The 15751-nt window shown below is 68.4% G+C and carries 16 protein-coding genes; 12 read left to right on the top strand and 4 right to left on the bottom strand.

Annotated elements, in window-relative coordinates; all coding sequences use genetic code 11:
* Position 1 precedes the first annotated feature (1 nt).
* Positions 2-442 carry a low molecular weight protein-tyrosine-phosphatase gene (locus tag ACIBG5_RS39505; protein WP_396397054.1) on the bottom strand — a complete coding sequence of 147 codons (441 nt, stop codon included), beginning with the start codon at positions 440-442 and terminating at the stop codon, positions 2-4.
* A gap of 1 nt (position 443) precedes the next feature.
* Entirely contained in the window at positions 444-830 is a 387-nt protein-coding gene (locus ACIBG5_RS39500) for a phage holin family protein (RefSeq protein ID WP_360453966.1), read from the bottom strand.
* Positions 831-1035: 205 nt separating this feature from the next.
* On the opposite strand from ACIBG5_RS39500, the gene ACIBG5_RS39495 reads away from it, so the two are divergent.
* Genes ACIBG5_RS39495 through ACIBG5_RS39460 form a run of 8 tightly spaced genes read left to right on the top strand, consistent with a single transcriptional unit; the run spans position 1036 to position 9916 of the window.
* A complete protein-coding gene (locus tag ACIBG5_RS39495) occupies positions 1036-2076 on the top strand; it encodes a DUF4185 domain-containing protein (RefSeq protein WP_396397053.1) in 1041 nt (346 codons plus the stop codon).
* Positions 2073-2798 (top strand): FadR/GntR family transcriptional regulator, encoded by a 726-nt coding sequence (locus ACIBG5_RS39490; RefSeq protein ID WP_396397051.1) that lies wholly within the window; start codon positions 2073-2075, stop codon positions 2796-2798. The genes ACIBG5_RS39495 and ACIBG5_RS39490 overlap by 4 nt, the downstream gene beginning before the upstream one ends.
* Positions 2799-2819: 21 nt before the next feature.
* Positions 2820-4103, top strand: coding sequence for an ABC transporter substrate-binding protein (locus ACIBG5_RS39485; RefSeq protein WP_396397050.1), 1284 nt, complete (start codon positions 2820-2822; stop codon positions 4101-4103).
* The gene (locus ACIBG5_RS39480) at positions 4100-5029 is read left to right on the top strand and encodes a carbohydrate ABC transporter permease (RefSeq protein ID WP_396397049.1); all 930 of its coding nucleotides are present in this window, start codon (positions 4100-4102) and stop codon (positions 5027-5029) included. Before ACIBG5_RS39485 ends, ACIBG5_RS39480 begins: the two co-directional genes overlap by 4 nt.
* Positions 5016-5825, top strand: a complete 810-nt coding sequence (locus tag ACIBG5_RS39475) for a carbohydrate ABC transporter permease (RefSeq protein WP_396397048.1) — start codon at positions 5016-5018, stop codon at positions 5823-5825. Before ACIBG5_RS39480 ends, ACIBG5_RS39475 begins: the two co-directional genes overlap by 14 nt.
* 46 nt (positions 5826-5871) lie before the next feature.
* Complete coding sequence (locus ACIBG5_RS39470) at positions 5872-6663, top strand: SDR family NAD(P)-dependent oxidoreductase (protein WP_396397177.1); 792 nt, start codon at positions 5872-5874, stop codon at positions 6661-6663.
* Positions 6660-7874, top strand: coding sequence for an enolase C-terminal domain-like protein (locus ACIBG5_RS39465; protein ID WP_396397046.1), 1215 nt, complete (start codon positions 6660-6662; stop codon positions 7872-7874). Before ACIBG5_RS39470 ends, ACIBG5_RS39465 begins: the two co-directional genes overlap by 4 nt.
* On the top strand, positions 7871-9916 hold the full coding sequence (locus tag ACIBG5_RS39460) for a hypothetical protein (protein WP_396397045.1): 2046 nt from the start codon (positions 7871-7873) through the stop codon (positions 9914-9916). Before ACIBG5_RS39465 ends, ACIBG5_RS39460 begins: the two co-directional genes overlap by 4 nt.
* 455 nt (positions 9917-10371) lie before the next feature.
* Here the strand turns inward: ACIBG5_RS39460 and ACIBG5_RS39455 are convergent, their stop codons facing one another.
* Positions 10372-11040 (bottom strand): GntR family transcriptional regulator, encoded by a 669-nt coding sequence (locus tag ACIBG5_RS39455; protein WP_396397043.1) that lies wholly within the window; start codon positions 11038-11040, stop codon positions 10372-10374.
* Between the two features lie 97 nt (positions 11041-11137).
* Between ACIBG5_RS39455 and ACIBG5_RS39450 the strand changes: the two genes are divergently transcribed.
* Positions 11138-12250: a phage tail tip lysozyme gene (locus ACIBG5_RS39450; RefSeq protein ID WP_396397042.1), complete on the top strand. Its 1113-nt coding sequence runs from the start codon at positions 11138-11140 to the stop codon at positions 12248-12250.
* A complete protein-coding gene (locus ACIBG5_RS39445) occupies positions 12243-12839 on the top strand; it encodes a PEGA domain-containing protein (protein ID WP_396397041.1) in 597 nt (198 codons plus the stop codon). The genes ACIBG5_RS39450 and ACIBG5_RS39445 overlap by 8 nt, the downstream gene beginning before the upstream one ends.
* Here the strand turns inward: ACIBG5_RS39445 and ACIBG5_RS39440 are convergent.
* Positions 12823-13695 (bottom strand): dimethylarginine dimethylaminohydrolase family protein, encoded by an 873-nt coding sequence (locus tag ACIBG5_RS39440; protein ID WP_396397040.1) that lies wholly within the window; start codon positions 13693-13695, stop codon positions 12823-12825. The genes ACIBG5_RS39445 and ACIBG5_RS39440 overlap by 17 nt on opposite strands.
* Before the next feature lie 169 nt (positions 13696-13864).
* Between ACIBG5_RS39440 and hisC the strand changes: the two genes are divergently transcribed.
* A complete protein-coding gene (gene hisC / locus ACIBG5_RS39435; RefSeq protein ID WP_396397038.1) occupies positions 13865-14944 on the top strand; it encodes a histidinol-phosphate transaminase in 1080 nt (359 codons plus the stop codon).
* Positions 14941-15666 carry an SDR family NAD(P)-dependent oxidoreductase gene (locus ACIBG5_RS39430; RefSeq protein ID WP_396397036.1) on the top strand — a complete coding sequence of 242 codons (726 nt, stop codon included), beginning with the start codon at positions 14941-14943 and terminating at the stop codon, positions 15664-15666. The genes hisC and ACIBG5_RS39430 overlap by 4 nt, the downstream gene beginning before the upstream one ends.
* Positions 15667-15751 lie beyond the last annotated feature (85 nt).

The raw sequence follows: 15751 nt of genomic DNA, 5'->3' as shown, positions 1-15751 counted from the left end.
GTCAGGCCCTGGTCCGGAGGCGGTCGACCCAGGCGTCGGCCGCCTTCTCGATCTGCGCGAGGACGTCGTCGAACCCGTCGTCGTCGCCGTAGTACGGATCGGGTACGTCGACGTCCGCGAACAACTGGATCGGGACGGCCGCACGACCTCGCCGGGTCAGCGCGGACAGGTGTCCCGAGTCCATCGCGAGGACGAGATCGCGCTCCGCGAACCACCCGGCCCGGAACTCCCGGGCCCGATGCGCACTGCCGTCGTACCCCCGCCGGCGCAAGGCCGCCGCGGCCCGCGGGTCCATCGGGTCGCCGACATGCCACCCGCCCGTGCCCGAGCTGGTGACCTGCACGTCGTCGATCCCGGCCTCCGCGAGCTTCGCCCGCAGCACGACCTCCCCGATCGGCGACCGGCAGATGTTCCCGGTACACACGATCTCGACCCGTCTCATGTCACTTGATCTCCGCCTTGTCCGGGAGGACAGCGTTGAGGATCACCCCGACAACGGTGATGATGAACGCGCCGAGCAGCGCGTTCCAGAAGCCGTCGACGTGGAACTGCACGTCCAGCTTCCCGGTGATCCACGAGGTGAGCAGCAGCATCACCGCGTTGATGACGAAGGTGAGCAGCCCCAGCGTCAGGATGATGAACGGGAGCGACAGCAGCTTCACCACGGGCTTCACGATCGCGTTCACCACACCGAAGATCGCGGCGACGATCAGCAGCGTGAGGATCCGCCGGCCCGTGGTCGCACCCTGCAGAGTGATCCCGGCGACGATCCAGCTGGCGATCGCGAGCGCAACCGCGTTGGCGAGCAGCCTGATGACCAAGTTCTTCATGCGGTCGATCCTCCCACCCCACCGGTAGCGTCAAGCCCCCGTATGCGCCCTGATCCAACCCTGAGTCTTGACACGCTAATGACCAAGTGATCTGATCATTTTCATGTTTCGACGTCGGTGGGTAGCTGCGGTCGGAGTGGTGTCGTTGACCGCTGGAGCAATCACTTCGCCTGCGGTTGCCTCCGGGACACCGGATTGCAGCGCGGTGCGAACCAACTGGTCGGCGACCGCGCAGCCGCACGCCGCGCCCGAGTCGCTGCTGAACGCCTACAGCAACACCGGCACGGGCTGGACCGGTGCGGACAGCACCTACTCGGTCCAGCTGCCCGGAGGCCGGACCGCCTGGGTCTTCTCGGACACGTTCCTCGGCCCCGTCAACCCGGACGGCAGCCGTCCGACCACGACGCCGTTCATCAACAACTCGTTCGTGGTCCAGCAGGGCAAGACGCTGAAGACCGTCACCGGCGGTACGCCGGCCAACCCGACCGCGCTCCTGCCACCGCCCGCCAACGGCTGGTACTGGGTCGGTGCGGCAGCGACCAGCCACGCCGGTCGGTACCTCGACGTCACCGCACTGCGGTTCGAGAAGACCGGTCCGGGTCAGTGGGACTGGCACTGGGCCAGCAACTACCTCGCGCGGTTCGACAGCAAGACGCTCAAGCTGCGCTCGCTCACCCCGCTCCCGTCGGCCGCCAACGTGCAGTGGTCCGCCTGGTTGCTGAGCGACCGCGACTACACCTACATCTACGGTGTCGAGGACCTGGGCAGCTCGAAGTACCAGCATGTCGCGCGGGTCCGTGGCGATGACCTGACCGCGAAGCCATGGGAGTACTGGACCGGCTCCGGCTGGTCGGCGGACGAGACCGCCTCGGCCCGAGTGCTGGAGGGCGTTGCCAACGAGCACAGCGTGACGCGCTGGCACGACGGCTACGTGCTGGTCACTCACGACACCACCGAGCTGTTCAGCAAGCGCGTCCTCGGGTACTTCTCCTGCTCGCCGACCGGTCCGTTCGTGAAGCCGGTCGAGCTCTACCAGACCCCGGAGACCGGAGCCACCGGGAGCTATGGGAACGCCAACATCATCACGTACAACTCCCACGACCACCCGGACCTGCGCCGCGGCGACACGCTCCTGGTCAGCTACAACGTCAACAGCCTCGATGCCAACACCGACCTGTACGCCGACGTGAGCATCTACCGGCCCCGGTTCGTCGGAGTGACGCTGACCCCGGCGGGAGCACAGTGAGCTCATCGGGTGGCGTCGTACGCCGGAGCCTTCTCGACGACCTGGCCGCGTCGATGCTGGCGCTGATCGCCGACCGCAAGCTGTCGTCCGGTGACCAGTTCGAGTCCGTGCGATCGCTGGCCGACCGCTTCAAGGTCGCCGTACCGACGGTGCGGGAGGCGCTCCGCCGGCTGGAGGCCACCGGCGCCGTCGAGCTTCGGCACGGATCAGGCGTGTACGTCGGTCCGCACGTCGGCCGACTGGTTCTGGCCAACCCGCTGGCTCCGACGCCGTCAGCAGACCGCCTGGTCGAGTTGCTGCAGGCGCGGGCGCTGATCGAGCCACCGGTCGCCGCAGCGGCCGCGCGGGTGCGCACGGAGGCCGCACTGCAGCAGATGGAGCGTGACCTGGCCGCTGCGGCCGAGCTGATCGAGACCGGCGACCACGCCCAGTTGGCCGAGGTCAACATGGACTTCCACCGCTCGCTTGCGCAAGCGTCCGGGAACGCGACGCTGGCCGAGGTGGTCGAGTCCGTGACGGTCGTCAACGTCCGCGAGCAGCTGGAGATTCTGCACATCCACGGCGACCGGCAGACCGATCTGGACGAGCACCGTGCCATCCACGCGGCCGTCGTGGCCGGCGACTCCGGGCTGGCCGAGCGGCTGACCCGCGAACACCTCGACGGAGTTCTTGCCGTCATCAACGAACGTGTCAACCCGCCCCAAGACCCCAGCACCCCCTGAGAGCTGAGAGGACGCACCACAATGCGACGCATCACCAATCGGAAAGCACTGACCGCTCTGGCGGTGGCCGGCGCGCTCGTGCTGTCCGCCTGCGGGGGCAATGGCGGCTCGAGCGCCGCCAAGGGCGAGGACAAGCCGGTCGACTCGCTGAAGTTCTACAACGACAAAGGCGGCTGGAAGGACGCCTTCGTCCAGGTCGGCGCGGCCAGCAAGAAGGACATCGGAGTCGGGATGGAGCCCGTCGGCTACTCCGACTCCAACACCTACACCGCGTTCATCCGGTCCTCGTTCCGGACCAAGGAGAAGGCGGACCTGTTCAGCTGGCACACCGGCAAGGAGCTTCAGGATCTGGTGGACCAGAAGCTCGTCGCCGAGACCACCGACCAGTGGACCAAGGCAGTTGCTGACGGCAACATCCCGGAGCAGCTGAAGCAGTACTTCACCTTCGACAACAAGCAGTACTGTCTCCCGCTGCTGGCGGGCTACTGGGTGATGTACTACAACAAGTCCGTCTTCAAGAAGGCCGGGATCACCGAGACGCCGAAGACGTGGCAGGAACTGATGACGGTGGCCGACAAGGTCAAGGCCGTCGGGGTGAAGCCGTTCTACCAGACCAACATCCTGTTCAGCTTCGTCTGGTTCGAGACGCTGCTGGCCGGCAAGGACCCGGACCTGTACGACGCCCTGGCCACGGGCAAGGCGAAGTACACCGACCCGGGTGTGGTCGAGGTGATGAACGAGTGGAAGAAGATGATCGAGGCCGGCGACTTCAGCGACCCGGGCTCGAAGACCGAGCCGCAGGCGCAGCTGAAGAGCGGCGCCGTGGGAATGATCAACTTCGGCACCTGGTTCAGTGGCAACCTGAACACGCTGAAGATGAAGGCCGGCACGGACTACGACTTCTTCCTCATCCCGAACGTGAATCCGTCACTGCCCAAGACCTCGATGATCTTCGAGACCGGTCCGGTCTGCTCGGCCGCCGGAAGTGACCATGCCTCGACGGTGAAGAAGTGGACCGACTGGTGGGTCACCCCGCAGGCGCAGACCGCCTGGGCGAACGCCCGCGGCGACCTGTCCTTCAACCCGAAGGCCGAGGTCAAGGACCCGGGGCTGGCGGCGCTGAACAAGGACGTCGGCGGCGACGGCTACCGGCTGATCAACCGCTGGTTCGAGGCGACACCGGTGCCGGTGGCGAACAAGGCGCTCGAGGTGTTCGGCGCGTTCGTCACCAAGCCGGGCGATCCGATGCCGGGCCTGCAGAAGATCCAGGCCGAGGCGGACGCGTACTGGGCCAAACAGAAGTGACCTCGACGATCGAGCGGCCGGCACCCGTCAAGCGCCGCACGACTGGACAGCAGTCGGCGCGGACGGGTGCCCGGGCCGCGCCACTGTTCGGCCTGCCGGCCGTGGCCGTGGTCGCACTGCTGCTGTACCTGCCGTTCCTCTGGACGACCTACGTCAGCTTCACCGACTACGACGGCCTGGCCTCACCGATCTGGTCCGGGCTCGCGAACTACAAGGCGATGTTCAGCGACCCGGACCTGGTGGGTGCGCTGGTCAACACGCTGCTGTGGGTCGTCGGCATGGTGACTCTGCCGGTGGTGCTCGGGTTGCTGATCGCCGTACTGACCTATGGGCACAAGTGGGGCACGTGGCTGCGGTTGCCGTTCCTGCTGCCGTACGCGATCTCCGGCGTGGCCGTGGGTGTCATCTGGGGCTTCGTACTGCAGCCGGACGGCGCGCTCGGGCAGATGCTGGGGTTCTTCGGCCTCCCCGGTGCGCACACCGGCTGGCTGCAGGCCGGTCCGGGCAACACGCTGATGATGATCGTGGCCGTCACCTGGCAGGCGGCCGGTGTGAACGCACTGCTGTTCGTGGTCGGGCTGCAGTCCATCCCGGCCGAGCCGCTGGAGGCTGCCAGGCTGGACGGCGCGGAGGGCTTCCGGCTGTTCCTGCACCAGCTGTGGCCGCAGCTGCGGCCGATCACCACGGTCGTCATCGGCCTGTCGATCGTCGCCAGCCTGAAGACGTTCGACGTGGTGTGGGTGATGACGCAGGGCGGTCCCGGTACGTCGTCGGAGACCCTCGCGCTGTCCATGTACAAGGAGACGTTCGTGCTGAACGACTACGGCCAGGGCGCCGCGATCGCGTTGTTCCTGAGCCTGGTCACCTTTGCTGCGTCGATCCTCTATCTCCGCTACCAGTTGGGAGATTCGCGTGAGCAGGGTTAAGACTCCGTTCCTCGTCGTCCTCGGGCTGATCTGGCTCGCGCCGGTGTACCTGCTGATCGTGAACGCGTCCAAGCCCGTCGACGGGTACGACGCGGCGACCGTGTGGAAGCCTGCCGGGTTCTCGCTGTTCACGAACTTCGCGGACGCGTGGAACAAGGCGGCACTGGGCGACACGCTGGTGGCGACGACGCTGTACAGCGTGATCGCGCCGGTGCTCGCGGTACTGATCGGTGCGGCCGCCGGATACGCGATCGTCGTACTGAAGCTGAAGCGCGGATTCCTGTGGTTCGTGTTCATCTTCGGGGGCACGATCTTCCCGCTGCAGATGATCCTGATGCCGCTGTTCTCCGGGTACGCCGACTCCGGCCTGTACGACACCCGGGTCGGGATGATCATCGTCTACACCGCGATCACCGTGCCGTTCTCGGCGTTCGTGATGCGGAACTTCTTCACCGGGATCGCGCGGAGCGTGTTCGAGGCCGCGGTGGTCGACGGCGGCGGGCTGTTCCGGATCTTCCGCAGCATCTACCTGCCGATGGCGGGTTCGGCGCTGGCCGCGATCTTCATCCTGCAGGCGACGTTCGTCTGGAACGACCTGTTGCTCGGCCTGACCTTGAGCCAGTCGGAATCGGTCCGCCCGATCATGCCCGCCCTCACCGGCCTGCAGAGCACGTACGGCGGCGCCGCCCTGCCCACCGTCCTGGCCGGCGGACTCCTGGTCTCCCTCCCCACCGTCATCCTCTTCCTCGCCGCCCAACGCTTCTTCTCCCGGGGCCTCGCCCTCGGCCAGTTCTGAAAGGACACATATGTCGCAGGATCCTGGCGCCGCTGTCGGTGGCGAAGTGCAAAGCGCCGCCTCCGGCGGCGGGGTGGGGGGTGGCCGCACAGTCGTCGTGACCGGTGGGGCTGCCGGGATCGGACGTGGTGCTGTGGAGCGGTTTGTTGCCGCCGGTGATCAGGTCGTTGCCCTGGATCGGGATGCGGATGCCCTCGCTTCCCTCCAGGACGAACTGGGTGTTCGGGGGATCGCGGTCGACGTTGGTGACCGAGGTGCCTTGGCAGGAGCTGCGGAGCAGCTCGACAGCGTGGATGTGTTGGTGTGTGCGGCTGGGATTCAGCGGTATGGGACTGTCGTAGATACGCCGCCCGCTATCTTCGACGAGGTGATGGCGGTGAACGTCGGCGGAGTGTTCTTTGCGTGTCAGGCGTTTGTGCCGAAGCTTCCACGCGGCGGGAGTGTTGTGGTCGTTTCCTCGGTGCAGGCCTATGCCGCGCAGACGAGTGTGGCGGCGTACTCGATGGGGAAGGGCGCGTTGCTCAGCCTGGTGCGGGCGATGGCGGTCGACCACGCCGCGGACGGGATCCGGGTGAACGCGGTCTGCCCGGGGTCGGTGGACACCCCGATGCTGCGGACGTCCGCGGCACAGTTCGGTGGCGGGCGATCGACCGACGAGGTGGTCGCCGAGTGGGGTCGCTCGCATCCGCTCGGCCGGGTGGCGACGCCCGGAGAAGTTGCCGAGGTCATCCATTTCCTGGCCTCGCCGGGCGCCGCGTTCGTCACCGGCGCGGACGTGAAGGTGGACGGCGGGCTGACCGCCGGACTGGCCGTCGTACTGCCGGAGGACGCCAAGTGAAGATCGTCGACATCCGCGCCACCACCGTCACGATGCCGCTCGAGGCGCCGCTGCGGCACAGCAACGGCGCGCACTGGGGGCGGTTCGTCCGGACCGTCGTCGAGGTCGAAGCCGACAACGGCCTGATCGGCCTGGGCGAGATGGGCGGCGGCGGCCAGAGCGCCGAGGCCGCCGTCACCGGACTCAAGCCCTACCTGGTCGGCCATGACCCGGCCCGCACCGAGGCGTTGCGCTGGATGCTCGCCAACCCGACCGCGAGCCTGTACAACAACCGGACCCAGCTGCTCGCCGCGATCGAGTTCGCCTGCCTCGACCTGCAGGGCCGGGAGCTCGGCGTACCCGTGCACGAACTGCTAGGCGGCAAGGTCCGCGATCGGGTGGAGTTCGCCAGCTACCTGTTCTTCCGGCACCCGGCCGACGACGGCACCGGTGAGATCCGGACCGCCGAGCAGCTGGTGGACCACGCGCGGTCGCTCGTCGACGACCACGGCTTCCGCGTGCACAAGCTGAAGGGCGGCGTGTTCCCGCCGGACTACGAGCGGGAGTGTTTCCGCGCGCTGGCCGAGGCGTTCCCCGGGCACCGGGTCCGGTTCGACCCGAACGGCGCCTTCAGCGTCGAAGAGGCGATCCGGTTCGCCCGCGGCATCGAGGACCTCGACAACGACTACCTCGAGGACCCGACCTGGGGCCTGAACGGCATGCGGCGGGTCCGCGAGAACACTCCGATCCCGCTCGCCACCAACACCGTGGTCGTGAACTTCGAGCAGCTCGCCGCGAACGTGCTCGACCCGGCCGTCGACGTCATCCTGCTGGACACCACGTTCTGGGGCGGCATCCGGCCGTGCATCAAGGCGGCCGGCGTCTGCGAGACCTTCCAGCTCGGCGTCGCCGTGCACTCCTCCGGCGAGCTCGGCATCCAGCTTGCGACGATGCTGCACCTGGGCGCCGTGGTTCCGAACCTGGCCTTCGCCGCGGACGCGCACTACCACCACCTGCGCGACGACATCATTGTCGGAGGCAAGCTTCCGTACGACGGCGGGACGATCGCCGTACCGGAGGCTCCCGGGCTCGGCGTGGAGCTGGACCGCGACAAGCTGGCCGAGTACGCCGAACTGTTCCGCGAGCTCGGCCCGTATCCGTACGACCGGGATCCGGCGCGCCCGGACTGGTACCCGCTCCTCCCGAACACTGATTGGGCAGACCCCTCATGACCATTCCTCGTTCCGCCGATCTGGCGAGCGACGTTCTGACGCATACGTACGACGACATGTTCAACCCGCCCGGGCTGACGAACTTCGTGGGCACCGCACAGGTCGATCTGGACGTGTTTGCGATCCGCAGCGTGAACTTCCCGCCGTACTCGCACGGCGACTGCATCACCGGTCAGCTGTACGTCGACGGCCGGCTGGCCCGGTCGTACGGCGGCACAGTCGAGGTGGTGTGGCGGCCGGACTGCGTGGTGCGGTCGACGACGGTCGACGGGCTCGACCTGCGGTCGACCACCGCGTGTGCGCCCGGTCGCCCGGCGGTCGTCGTACAACTGGAGGTTTCCGGGACGCCAGGGCGCTCGGTGCGTCTGGGCCTCGCACTGGACAGTACGGCGACTCGTTCGCCGAGCGGCTGGCTGAAGCCGGAGCCGCCGTCGGAGCCGAATACATTGCGTGCCGACGGCGAGCGTGTCGTCGGAACAGGGGAGTCCGGGTCCGCGGTGAGTGTGCAGGGTCTCGACGTACCGGGTGCCGTGGACCGGTCGATGCTCGAAGCAACGATCACGCTGGACTCGTCGGGTCGTGGCCGGTTGGCGTACGTCCATGTGCTGGCGGGCGACCTGGCCGAGGCTTCCGCGCATTTCGACGCGTGTGTGGCCGACGTGCCGGCGGTGATCGAGGACGCGGAACGCCTGTGGGACAAGGCGTTGGCGGATGCGTTCGACCCAACGAGTGATGGCTTCAGTGGGTCGCTGCCGATCCTGGAGACGTCGAACGAGGCGTTGCGGAAGCTGTACTGGTGGGGCGTGCTCGGGGTGATCTGGTTCCGGCGGGACAACCCGGCCAGTGTGCTCGGACGGACGTATGACACGTTGATGCCGCGGTACTGGCAGACCACGACCTTCATCTGGGACTACAGCCTGTCGTCGCTGACCCATGCGCTGCTCGACCCGGCGCCGATGCGTAAGCACATCGAGCACTGGATCGATCTCGACACGCACGCGCACTTCGGCACCGAGTGGCTGACCGGCGGGCCGGTCGGGTACTGGTACTCGGTCAACGACTTCGCCATGACGCGGCTGGTGCGGGACTACGTCCGCTTCACCGGGGACGCCGGGTTCCTGGACACCGAGGTGGGCCGGGAAGTGGCGCACAAGCCGGTCGGCGAGCATCTGCACGATTGGGCCACCGCCTGGCGCGGACTCCGCGGCAAGCACGCACTGGCGGACTACGGCGGCATCGACAACCTGATGGAGTGCGTCAGCAGCTACGTGCACGAGGTCGCGAGTTTCAACGCCGCCAACGTGTGGTGTCTGCGGGTCGCGGCCGAGGTGGCCGAGCGGTCCGGTGACGAGGACCGGGCGGCGTTGCTTCGCAAGGAGGCCGACGAGCAGGTCGGTCATGTCAACGAGCTGTACATCGAGGGCAGCGGCTTCTGGCACGCACGGCAGCCCGACGGCGCGATGATCCCGGTGCGGCACTGCTACGACTTCAACATCGTCGGTACGACGATCGCCGCCGACCTCTCGGAGAACCAGCGGGCCGAGATGGTCGACTTCTTCCAGCGGGAACTGCAGACCCCGACGTGGATGCGCGCACTCTCGCCGTACGACGCCGACGCGGCCTTCAGCGTGCGGCCGGATCACCAGTGGAACGGTGCCTATCCCGCCTGGCCTGCTGATGCCGGTCGTGCGTTGTTCCAGCTGGGGCGGGCGGACGTCGTACTGGACTGGCTGCCCGGTCTGGCGAAGTCGGCCAACCAGGGGCCGACCGGTCAGGCGCACTTCGTCGAGGAGGCGGTCCCGGCCATGGCCGGTGGTGCGCGCAAGTCGCCGCCGCAGTTCCCGTACCTGATCGACTGGTCGTGCTCGTCGTCCGGCTCCTGGGTCAGCCTGGTCCTGGAGGGTGTCTTCGGTGTCGAGGTCGGCCTCGACGGCACGGTCACCGCGAACCCACAGGTCGCCGCCCTGGACCCCAACGCCCGCCTCACCGGCCTCCGCGTCGGCTCCAAGGCCTACGACATCACCGCCACCGGCATCGCCTGAACGCACTCCCCCCGTCTCATGGGCGGACCCACCCCGCACGTGGGCCGGCCCACCAGCCTGACCCACTCTCACCCCACCACCCCACCACACCCTTCCCCAGCCCACCGTCTGCCCCGTCGCCCTCCCCCCAACCTGGCTGGTGGGTTGACCCACGAGCCTGTGGGTTGGCCAGTCGCACGCGGTGGGCCAACCCACACGCGGGTGGGTCCACCCACCAGAGCCGGACGGGAGTGGGCGGGCTGGGGCGAGGGCGGGGTGGGTCCACCCACCAGAGCGGGTCGGGCGAGCGTTGGCCGGGGCGAGGGCGGGGTGGTTCACCCACCAGAGCGGGTCGGGCGAGCGTTGGCCGGGGCGAGGGCGGGGTGGGTTCACCCACCAGAGCGGGTCGGGCGAGGTGGCTGGGGCGAGGGCGGGTGGGTCCACCCACCAGAGCCGGACGGGGTGGGGTGGGGTGGTCAGGCGTGGGGTAGGGCGATCGCCTCGAGGAGGGACTCCTCGGCGCCGGCGAGGTGGCGGCGGAGTTCGTCGACGCATTCGTCCAGTTCGCCGCGTTCGAGCAGGCGGACCAGTTTGCGGTGGGACGCGACCTGTTGGCGCGCGTCCTGCCGCAGCGCGTCCACGCGGGCCAGTGCGAGACGCGCCTCGCCGGTGACCGAGTCGGCGGTTGCGGTGAGCCGCTCGCTGCCGGTGAGCGCGACCAGGCTGCGGTGGATCGCCAGGTGCGTCTCCGTCATCGCCTCCGGGTCCGCGCCGTCCTTGGCGGTCGCGGCGAATGTCCGCATCGCCTCCCGGACCCGCTCGCGCGCGGCCTCGTCCGCGTCGAACCACGCCCGGATCCCGGCCGACTCCAGCACGAACCGGGCCCGGCAGATGTCCGCCACCGCGTCCGGGTGCAGGATCGCGACGCTCACGCCCTTGTTCGGCTCGCGGACCGCCAGACCCTCGGTGACCAGCATGGTCATCGCCTCACGAACGGTGCTCCGGGCAACGCCCAGCGCCTCGGCCAGTGGCTGTTCGCGCAACGGCGTACCGGGCTCGAGGTCGCCGGCGAACAGGGCGGAGCGCAGGGCGTCGACCACCCGGTCCACTGTCGTCGAGCGATCCACCCGCAGCCGTTCGTACATAGGGCGATTCTCGTCCAGGCACGGTCCGTTGTCGCGCCCGGCACCCCCCTGTGGATAACTCGCGACGCGGAAGGGCCGTTTCAGGCAGGATTTTCGGATGGGTGACATCAAGGTCGTGCCGATCATCGGCGGCGTCGTGGCGGCGCTGTTCCTGCCGCTGCTGATCGTGCTGGCGCTGATCGTTGTCGGCCTGGCCGGGATGGATACGGCGGAGGCGCAGTGCGATCCGACCGGCCTGACGGGCAAGGGCAATCAGCAGCAGGCCTTCAACTTCTTCGTCTCGGCCGGATACAGCAAGGAGCAGGCCGCGGGAGTGGTCGGCAACCTGATCACCGAGTCCAGCGTCGAGCCGGCATTGCGGCAGGGCGACCTACCGGGGACGGTCACGCATCCGGCCGACGTGGTCGACAGCTCGCTCGGGTGGGGCGTGGTGCAGTGGACTCCTGTGGGGAAGCTGATCAAGCCGGCCCGGGACGCGGGTGTCGACGACGCGACGATCGAGTCGCTCGAGTTCCAGTTGGACTTTCTCAGGGACCAACTCGACGGTGACGGTCCGCTGCCGGAGAAGGCCGCCGGTGACCACCTGAAGGCCGCCAGGACCGTCGACGAGGCGACGTTTGCCTTCGGCTACCACTTTGAGCGCTTCGCTGATCGCGACGACCTGGCTGGTGCCAACTGGGCCCAGCGCAAGGCCGATGCCCGCACTGTCTTGGAGCGGTACGGCGACGGCGCGAGTGCTGGAGAGTGCGACGGTGGCATCGTGCAGACCGCGCTCACCCTCGCCTGGGACACCCCGGGCCACGGCCACGACCCGAAACCGGAGTACGCGGCGGCCGAGGCGGCGTACAACGGCTCCAAGGGGTACGACGAGTTGACCGACTGCGGTGTCTTCGTGGCGACCGTGATGGTGATGAGTGGTGCCGACAAGGATTACGTACGCCGGCTCACCAGTAGCCAGCGGGAGTACGTGCGATCGTCCCCGAAGTACGAGGTGTTCGAGGACCTGACCAACGAAGGGGAATTGCGACCCGGCGACATCTTCGTGCATGACGGTCACACGTTCATCTACACCGGCAACTACACGGGCGGCGACGGGGAGACGTACAACGCGGCGTCGGCCTCGCTGACCGAGCATGTGCCGGAGGCGTCGCGCGTGTACTTCTCCGACTCGCGCGGCCACTACACCGTGGCGCGGAGGTCAGATGACTGAGAAGTTGTGGATCGTCTTGGGCGTCATCGCCTTGTTGATCGGTGGCTTCCTGGTGTTCCGCGGGGACGCGGAGCACACGCTGACCATCACGTCGATCCCGAACGACCTCGCCCTCACGCTGGACGGCCGGCAGATCCCGGCGAACGGCGACGTAGCGGTGAAGCCCGGCCGGCACAGGTTGACCGGCGAGCGGCAGGGGTTCGCGACCTACACCGAGACCGTCGAGGTTCACGCGGACGCCGGCTACAAGATGTACCTGTTCGCCAACGACGCCGAGGGCCGTGCCTGGGAGACGTCTCATCCCGCCCAGGTGCTGGAGACGGAGTCCGACGCCGGCCGCCGGTTCGACGAGCTCAATGGACGGCTCGAGGCGAAGTACCCGCTTCTGCAGGAACTGCCCTTCGTCGGCCGCGGCTTCACCATCGACCAGGGCGTCTCCCGGGCTCATCCGGGAGACCCCGAGCACCTCGCCTTCTACGTCAAGCTGACCTATCCCGAGGGACGGAAGAACGCCCGCGACTGGCTCACCGGCCACGGGTACGACCCTGACGACCTCGAGCTCATCTACTCGGTCATGCCGGGAGGATGAGCTCGCCGCCCGGGGTGGTGATCGAGTGCAGCGGGAAGTCGAGCGGGTTGGTCAGGCACCGGGCGGACCCGCCGGCCTTGTGGAACTCGGTCAGGTCGAGGACGACCACGCGCAGTCCGAGTCCGCTGAGTACGTCGTGCAGGCGCGACGAGCAGGACGGCATGATGATCGTCTCGTTCACCACGATCGAGTTGGCGCTGAACGCGAACGCCTCGTCGTCCGTCAGCACGATCGGGTCCGGCACGAGGTCGAATAGCGCCGTCTGGCTCGCCGGGTCGAACGCCGCCGGGTAGACCATCGCGTGGGTGCTGTCGACCGGGCAGAACGGCAGGTCGAGGTGGTACATCCCCTCGTGGGCGATCCGCAGTCCGCGGACACGGACGTTCCACTCGGTGGCCAGGTGCTTCAGGGCCTCCGCCTCGGTGCGCGGACCGTAGCCGACGACCAGGCTGTCGCCGAACACGAACGCGTCGCCGGACTCGAAGTGCGGCCCGACGCCGTCGCTGCCGGGCCGGCCGAGTGCGAACCCCTGGCCGACGAACCAGTCACCCGCGGTCAGCGACTCCCTCCGGCGCGGCTCGAACCGCATGTGGGAGAGCATCGCGCGGCCGTCCGCCGCCGCGAGGCCCAGGTTCATCGCGTAGACCATGTCCGGCGAGTCCGGCCGCTGCGGCAGCACCTCGACCTCGCCGTCGGCGTCCACGATCGCTTGCCGCAGCGAATCCCACTGCTTCAGCGCCAGCTCGGGATCCGGCTGGTCATGCGTCGACATGTAGGGATTGATCACGTAGTCGATCCGGAAGTGGTCCGGACGGACCATCAGATACCGGCGACCCCACTCCAGCGGCTGACCCATGAACACCCTCCAGCTGACCGTTGAGACCTCAGTGCAAGATCCCCTGATTGTCCGACAATCAGTCAGTGTGCAACCAGTATCCCGGTCCGCGCAAGATGAGGTTTCGCGACCGCTGTGGTGTGACGCGGTCAGGGTGGCCGGAGGGTGCGGTAAGGATTAACCTGCGGGCATGACCCCTGACAACGAGGTTCGCTTCCGCGGGTGCCTGGACGATGTGGCGGCTTACAAGCCCGGTCGTCCGCCCGCGCGCTCCGACGGCCGGCCGACGTACAAGTTGTCCAGCAACGAGAACCCGTACCCGCCGCTGCCCGGCGTACTGGCCGCTGCCACCGAGGCCGCGGCGCAGATGAACCGCTACCCGGACATGGGTGCGGTCGACCTGCTCGAGGCCTTGTCGGCACGGTTCGGCGTACCGGTGAGCGACCTCGCCGTCGGGACCGGGTCCGTCGCGCTGCTCTACCACCTGCTGCAGGCCGCGGTGTCCGAGGGCGACGAGGTGGTCTACGCCTGGCGCTCGTTCGAGGCGTACCCGATCGCCGTCCAGCTGACCGGCGCGACCTCGGTCCAGGTGCCGCTGACCGCCGACGCGCGGCACGACTTCAAGGCGATGGAAGCCGCGATCACCGAGCGGACCAAGGTCGTCCTGGTCTGTACGCCGAACAACCCGACCGGCCCGGTGGTCCGCGGGGACGAGTTGCTCGCGTTCCTGGACGCCGTACCGCGGGATGTCCTCGTCGTACTGGACGAGGCGTACCGCGAGTTCGTCCGCGAGCCCGGCGTCGTCGACGGCGTCGAGGTGTACCGGGACCGGCCGAATGTCGTCGTACTGCGGACCTTCTCGAAGGCGTACGGGCTGGCCGGCTTCCGCGTCGGCTACGCGATCGGCCATCCGGAGGTCATCGCGGCGATCCGGAAGTGTGCGTTGCCGTTCGGGGTCAGCCACGTCGCGCAGGCGGCCGCGATCGCATCGCTGGCCGTCGAGGACGAGTTGCTGGAGCGAGTCGAGGCGCTGGTCGGTGAGCGGACCCGAGTCGTCGAGGAGCTGCGCGCCGCGGGTTGGGACGTGCCCGATTCGCAGACCAACTTCGTCTGGCTGGAGCTCGGCGAGGACACTATCGCCTTCGCCGAGGCGGTGCAGGCCGAGGGGGTCTCGATCCGTCCGTTCGCCGGTAACGGTGCCCGGATCTCCATCGGCGAACGTGAGGCGAACGACCTCTTCCTCGCGGTCGCGCGCGACTGGCGCAAGTGACGTCGGCGGCCAGGTCGCTGATCTGGATCTCGGGCGCGTCGGCCGGGATCGGTGCGGCGCTGGCCGCGGCCGTGCCGTACCCGGACGCGCGAGTGATCGACCTGTCCCGGCGCGGCGGAGGTACGGCGGAACACTTCAGGGCCGACCTGTCCGATCCGGCCGACTGGGAGCGGGTCGAGAAGCACCTCGAGGCGGAGCTCGCCGGGTACGACGGTGATCGGGTCGTCTTCATCCACAACGCCGGGACGATCACGCCGATCGGCCCGGCCCACGCGGTCGACAGCAGCGCCTACACCAGTGCCGTGCTACTCAACTCGGTCGCGCCGCAGGTCCTCGGCCGAGCCTTCCTGACCGCGACCGCCGGCCTGCGCTGCGAACGCCACCTCGTGATGCTGTCCTCCGGCGCCGCCAAGACGCCGTACGCCGGCTGGTCGTCGTACACCGCGGGCAAGGCGGCCGTCGAGCAATGGGTCCGCACTGTAGGCGCAGAACAACCCCCCAACGGCTGCCGCGTGATCGCGGTCGCCCCAGGCGTGGTCGACACCGCCATGCAATCCGAGATCCGTTCCACCGACGAACAGTCCTTCCCCTCCGTGGCCCGCTTCCACGCCCTCAAACAGTCCGGCTCCCTGGCCACCCCCGAGACCGCCGCCACCGGCATCTGGTCCCTCCTCAACCGCGACCTCCCCAACGGCTCCTGCGTAGACCTCAGATACCCCTAGACATGCGAAAGCCCGGCCCGCGCTGGGACGGGGCCGGGCGTGATGCGGCGCCGGGAGGAGTGAGGCTTGCTCCCGGCGCCGCGGA

It is taken from the genome of Kribbella sp. NPDC050241 (assembly GCF_044459685.1).
In the GTDB taxonomy this organism is placed as follows: Bacteria; Actinomycetota; Actinomycetes; order Propionibacteriales; family Kribbellaceae; genus Kribbella.
The sequence above is the reverse complement of the archived record's forward strand: the minus strand, read 5'-3'. Positions and strand labels throughout refer to the sequence as shown.

Coding starts and splice junctions, on each gene's coding strand:
- ACIBG5_RS39505 (WP_396397054.1), bottom strand. CDS start 442: ATGAGACGGGTCGAGATCGTGTGTACCGGGAACATCTGCCGGTCGCCG.
- ACIBG5_RS39455 (WP_396397043.1), bottom strand. CDS start 11,040: ATGTACGAACGGCTGCGGGTGGATCGCTCGACGACAGTGGACCGGGTG.
- ACIBG5_RS39460 (WP_396397045.1), top strand. CDS start 7,871: ATGACCATTCCTCGTTCCGCCGATCTGGCGAGCGACGTTCTGACGCAT.
- ACIBG5_RS39440 (WP_396397040.1), bottom strand. CDS start 13,695: ATGGGTCAGCCGCTGGAGTGGGGTCGCCGGTATCTGATGGTCCGTCCG.
- ACIBG5_RS39450 (WP_396397042.1), top strand. CDS start 11,138: ATGGGTGACATCAAGGTCGTGCCGATCATCGGCGGCGTCGTGGCGGCG.
- ACIBG5_RS39485 (WP_396397050.1), top strand. CDS start 2,820: ATGCGACGCATCACCAATCGGAAAGCACTGACCGCTCTGGCGGTGGCC.
- ACIBG5_RS39445 (WP_396397041.1), top strand. CDS start 12,243: ATGACTGAGAAGTTGTGGATCGTCTTGGGCGTCATCGCCTTGTTGATC.
- hisC (WP_396397038.1), top strand. CDS start 13,865: ATGACCCCTGACAACGAGGTTCGCTTCCGCGGGTGCCTGGACGATGTG.
- ACIBG5_RS39500 (WP_360453966.1), bottom strand. CDS start 830: ATGAAGAACTTGGTCATCAGGCTGCTCGCCAACGCGGTTGCGCTCGCG.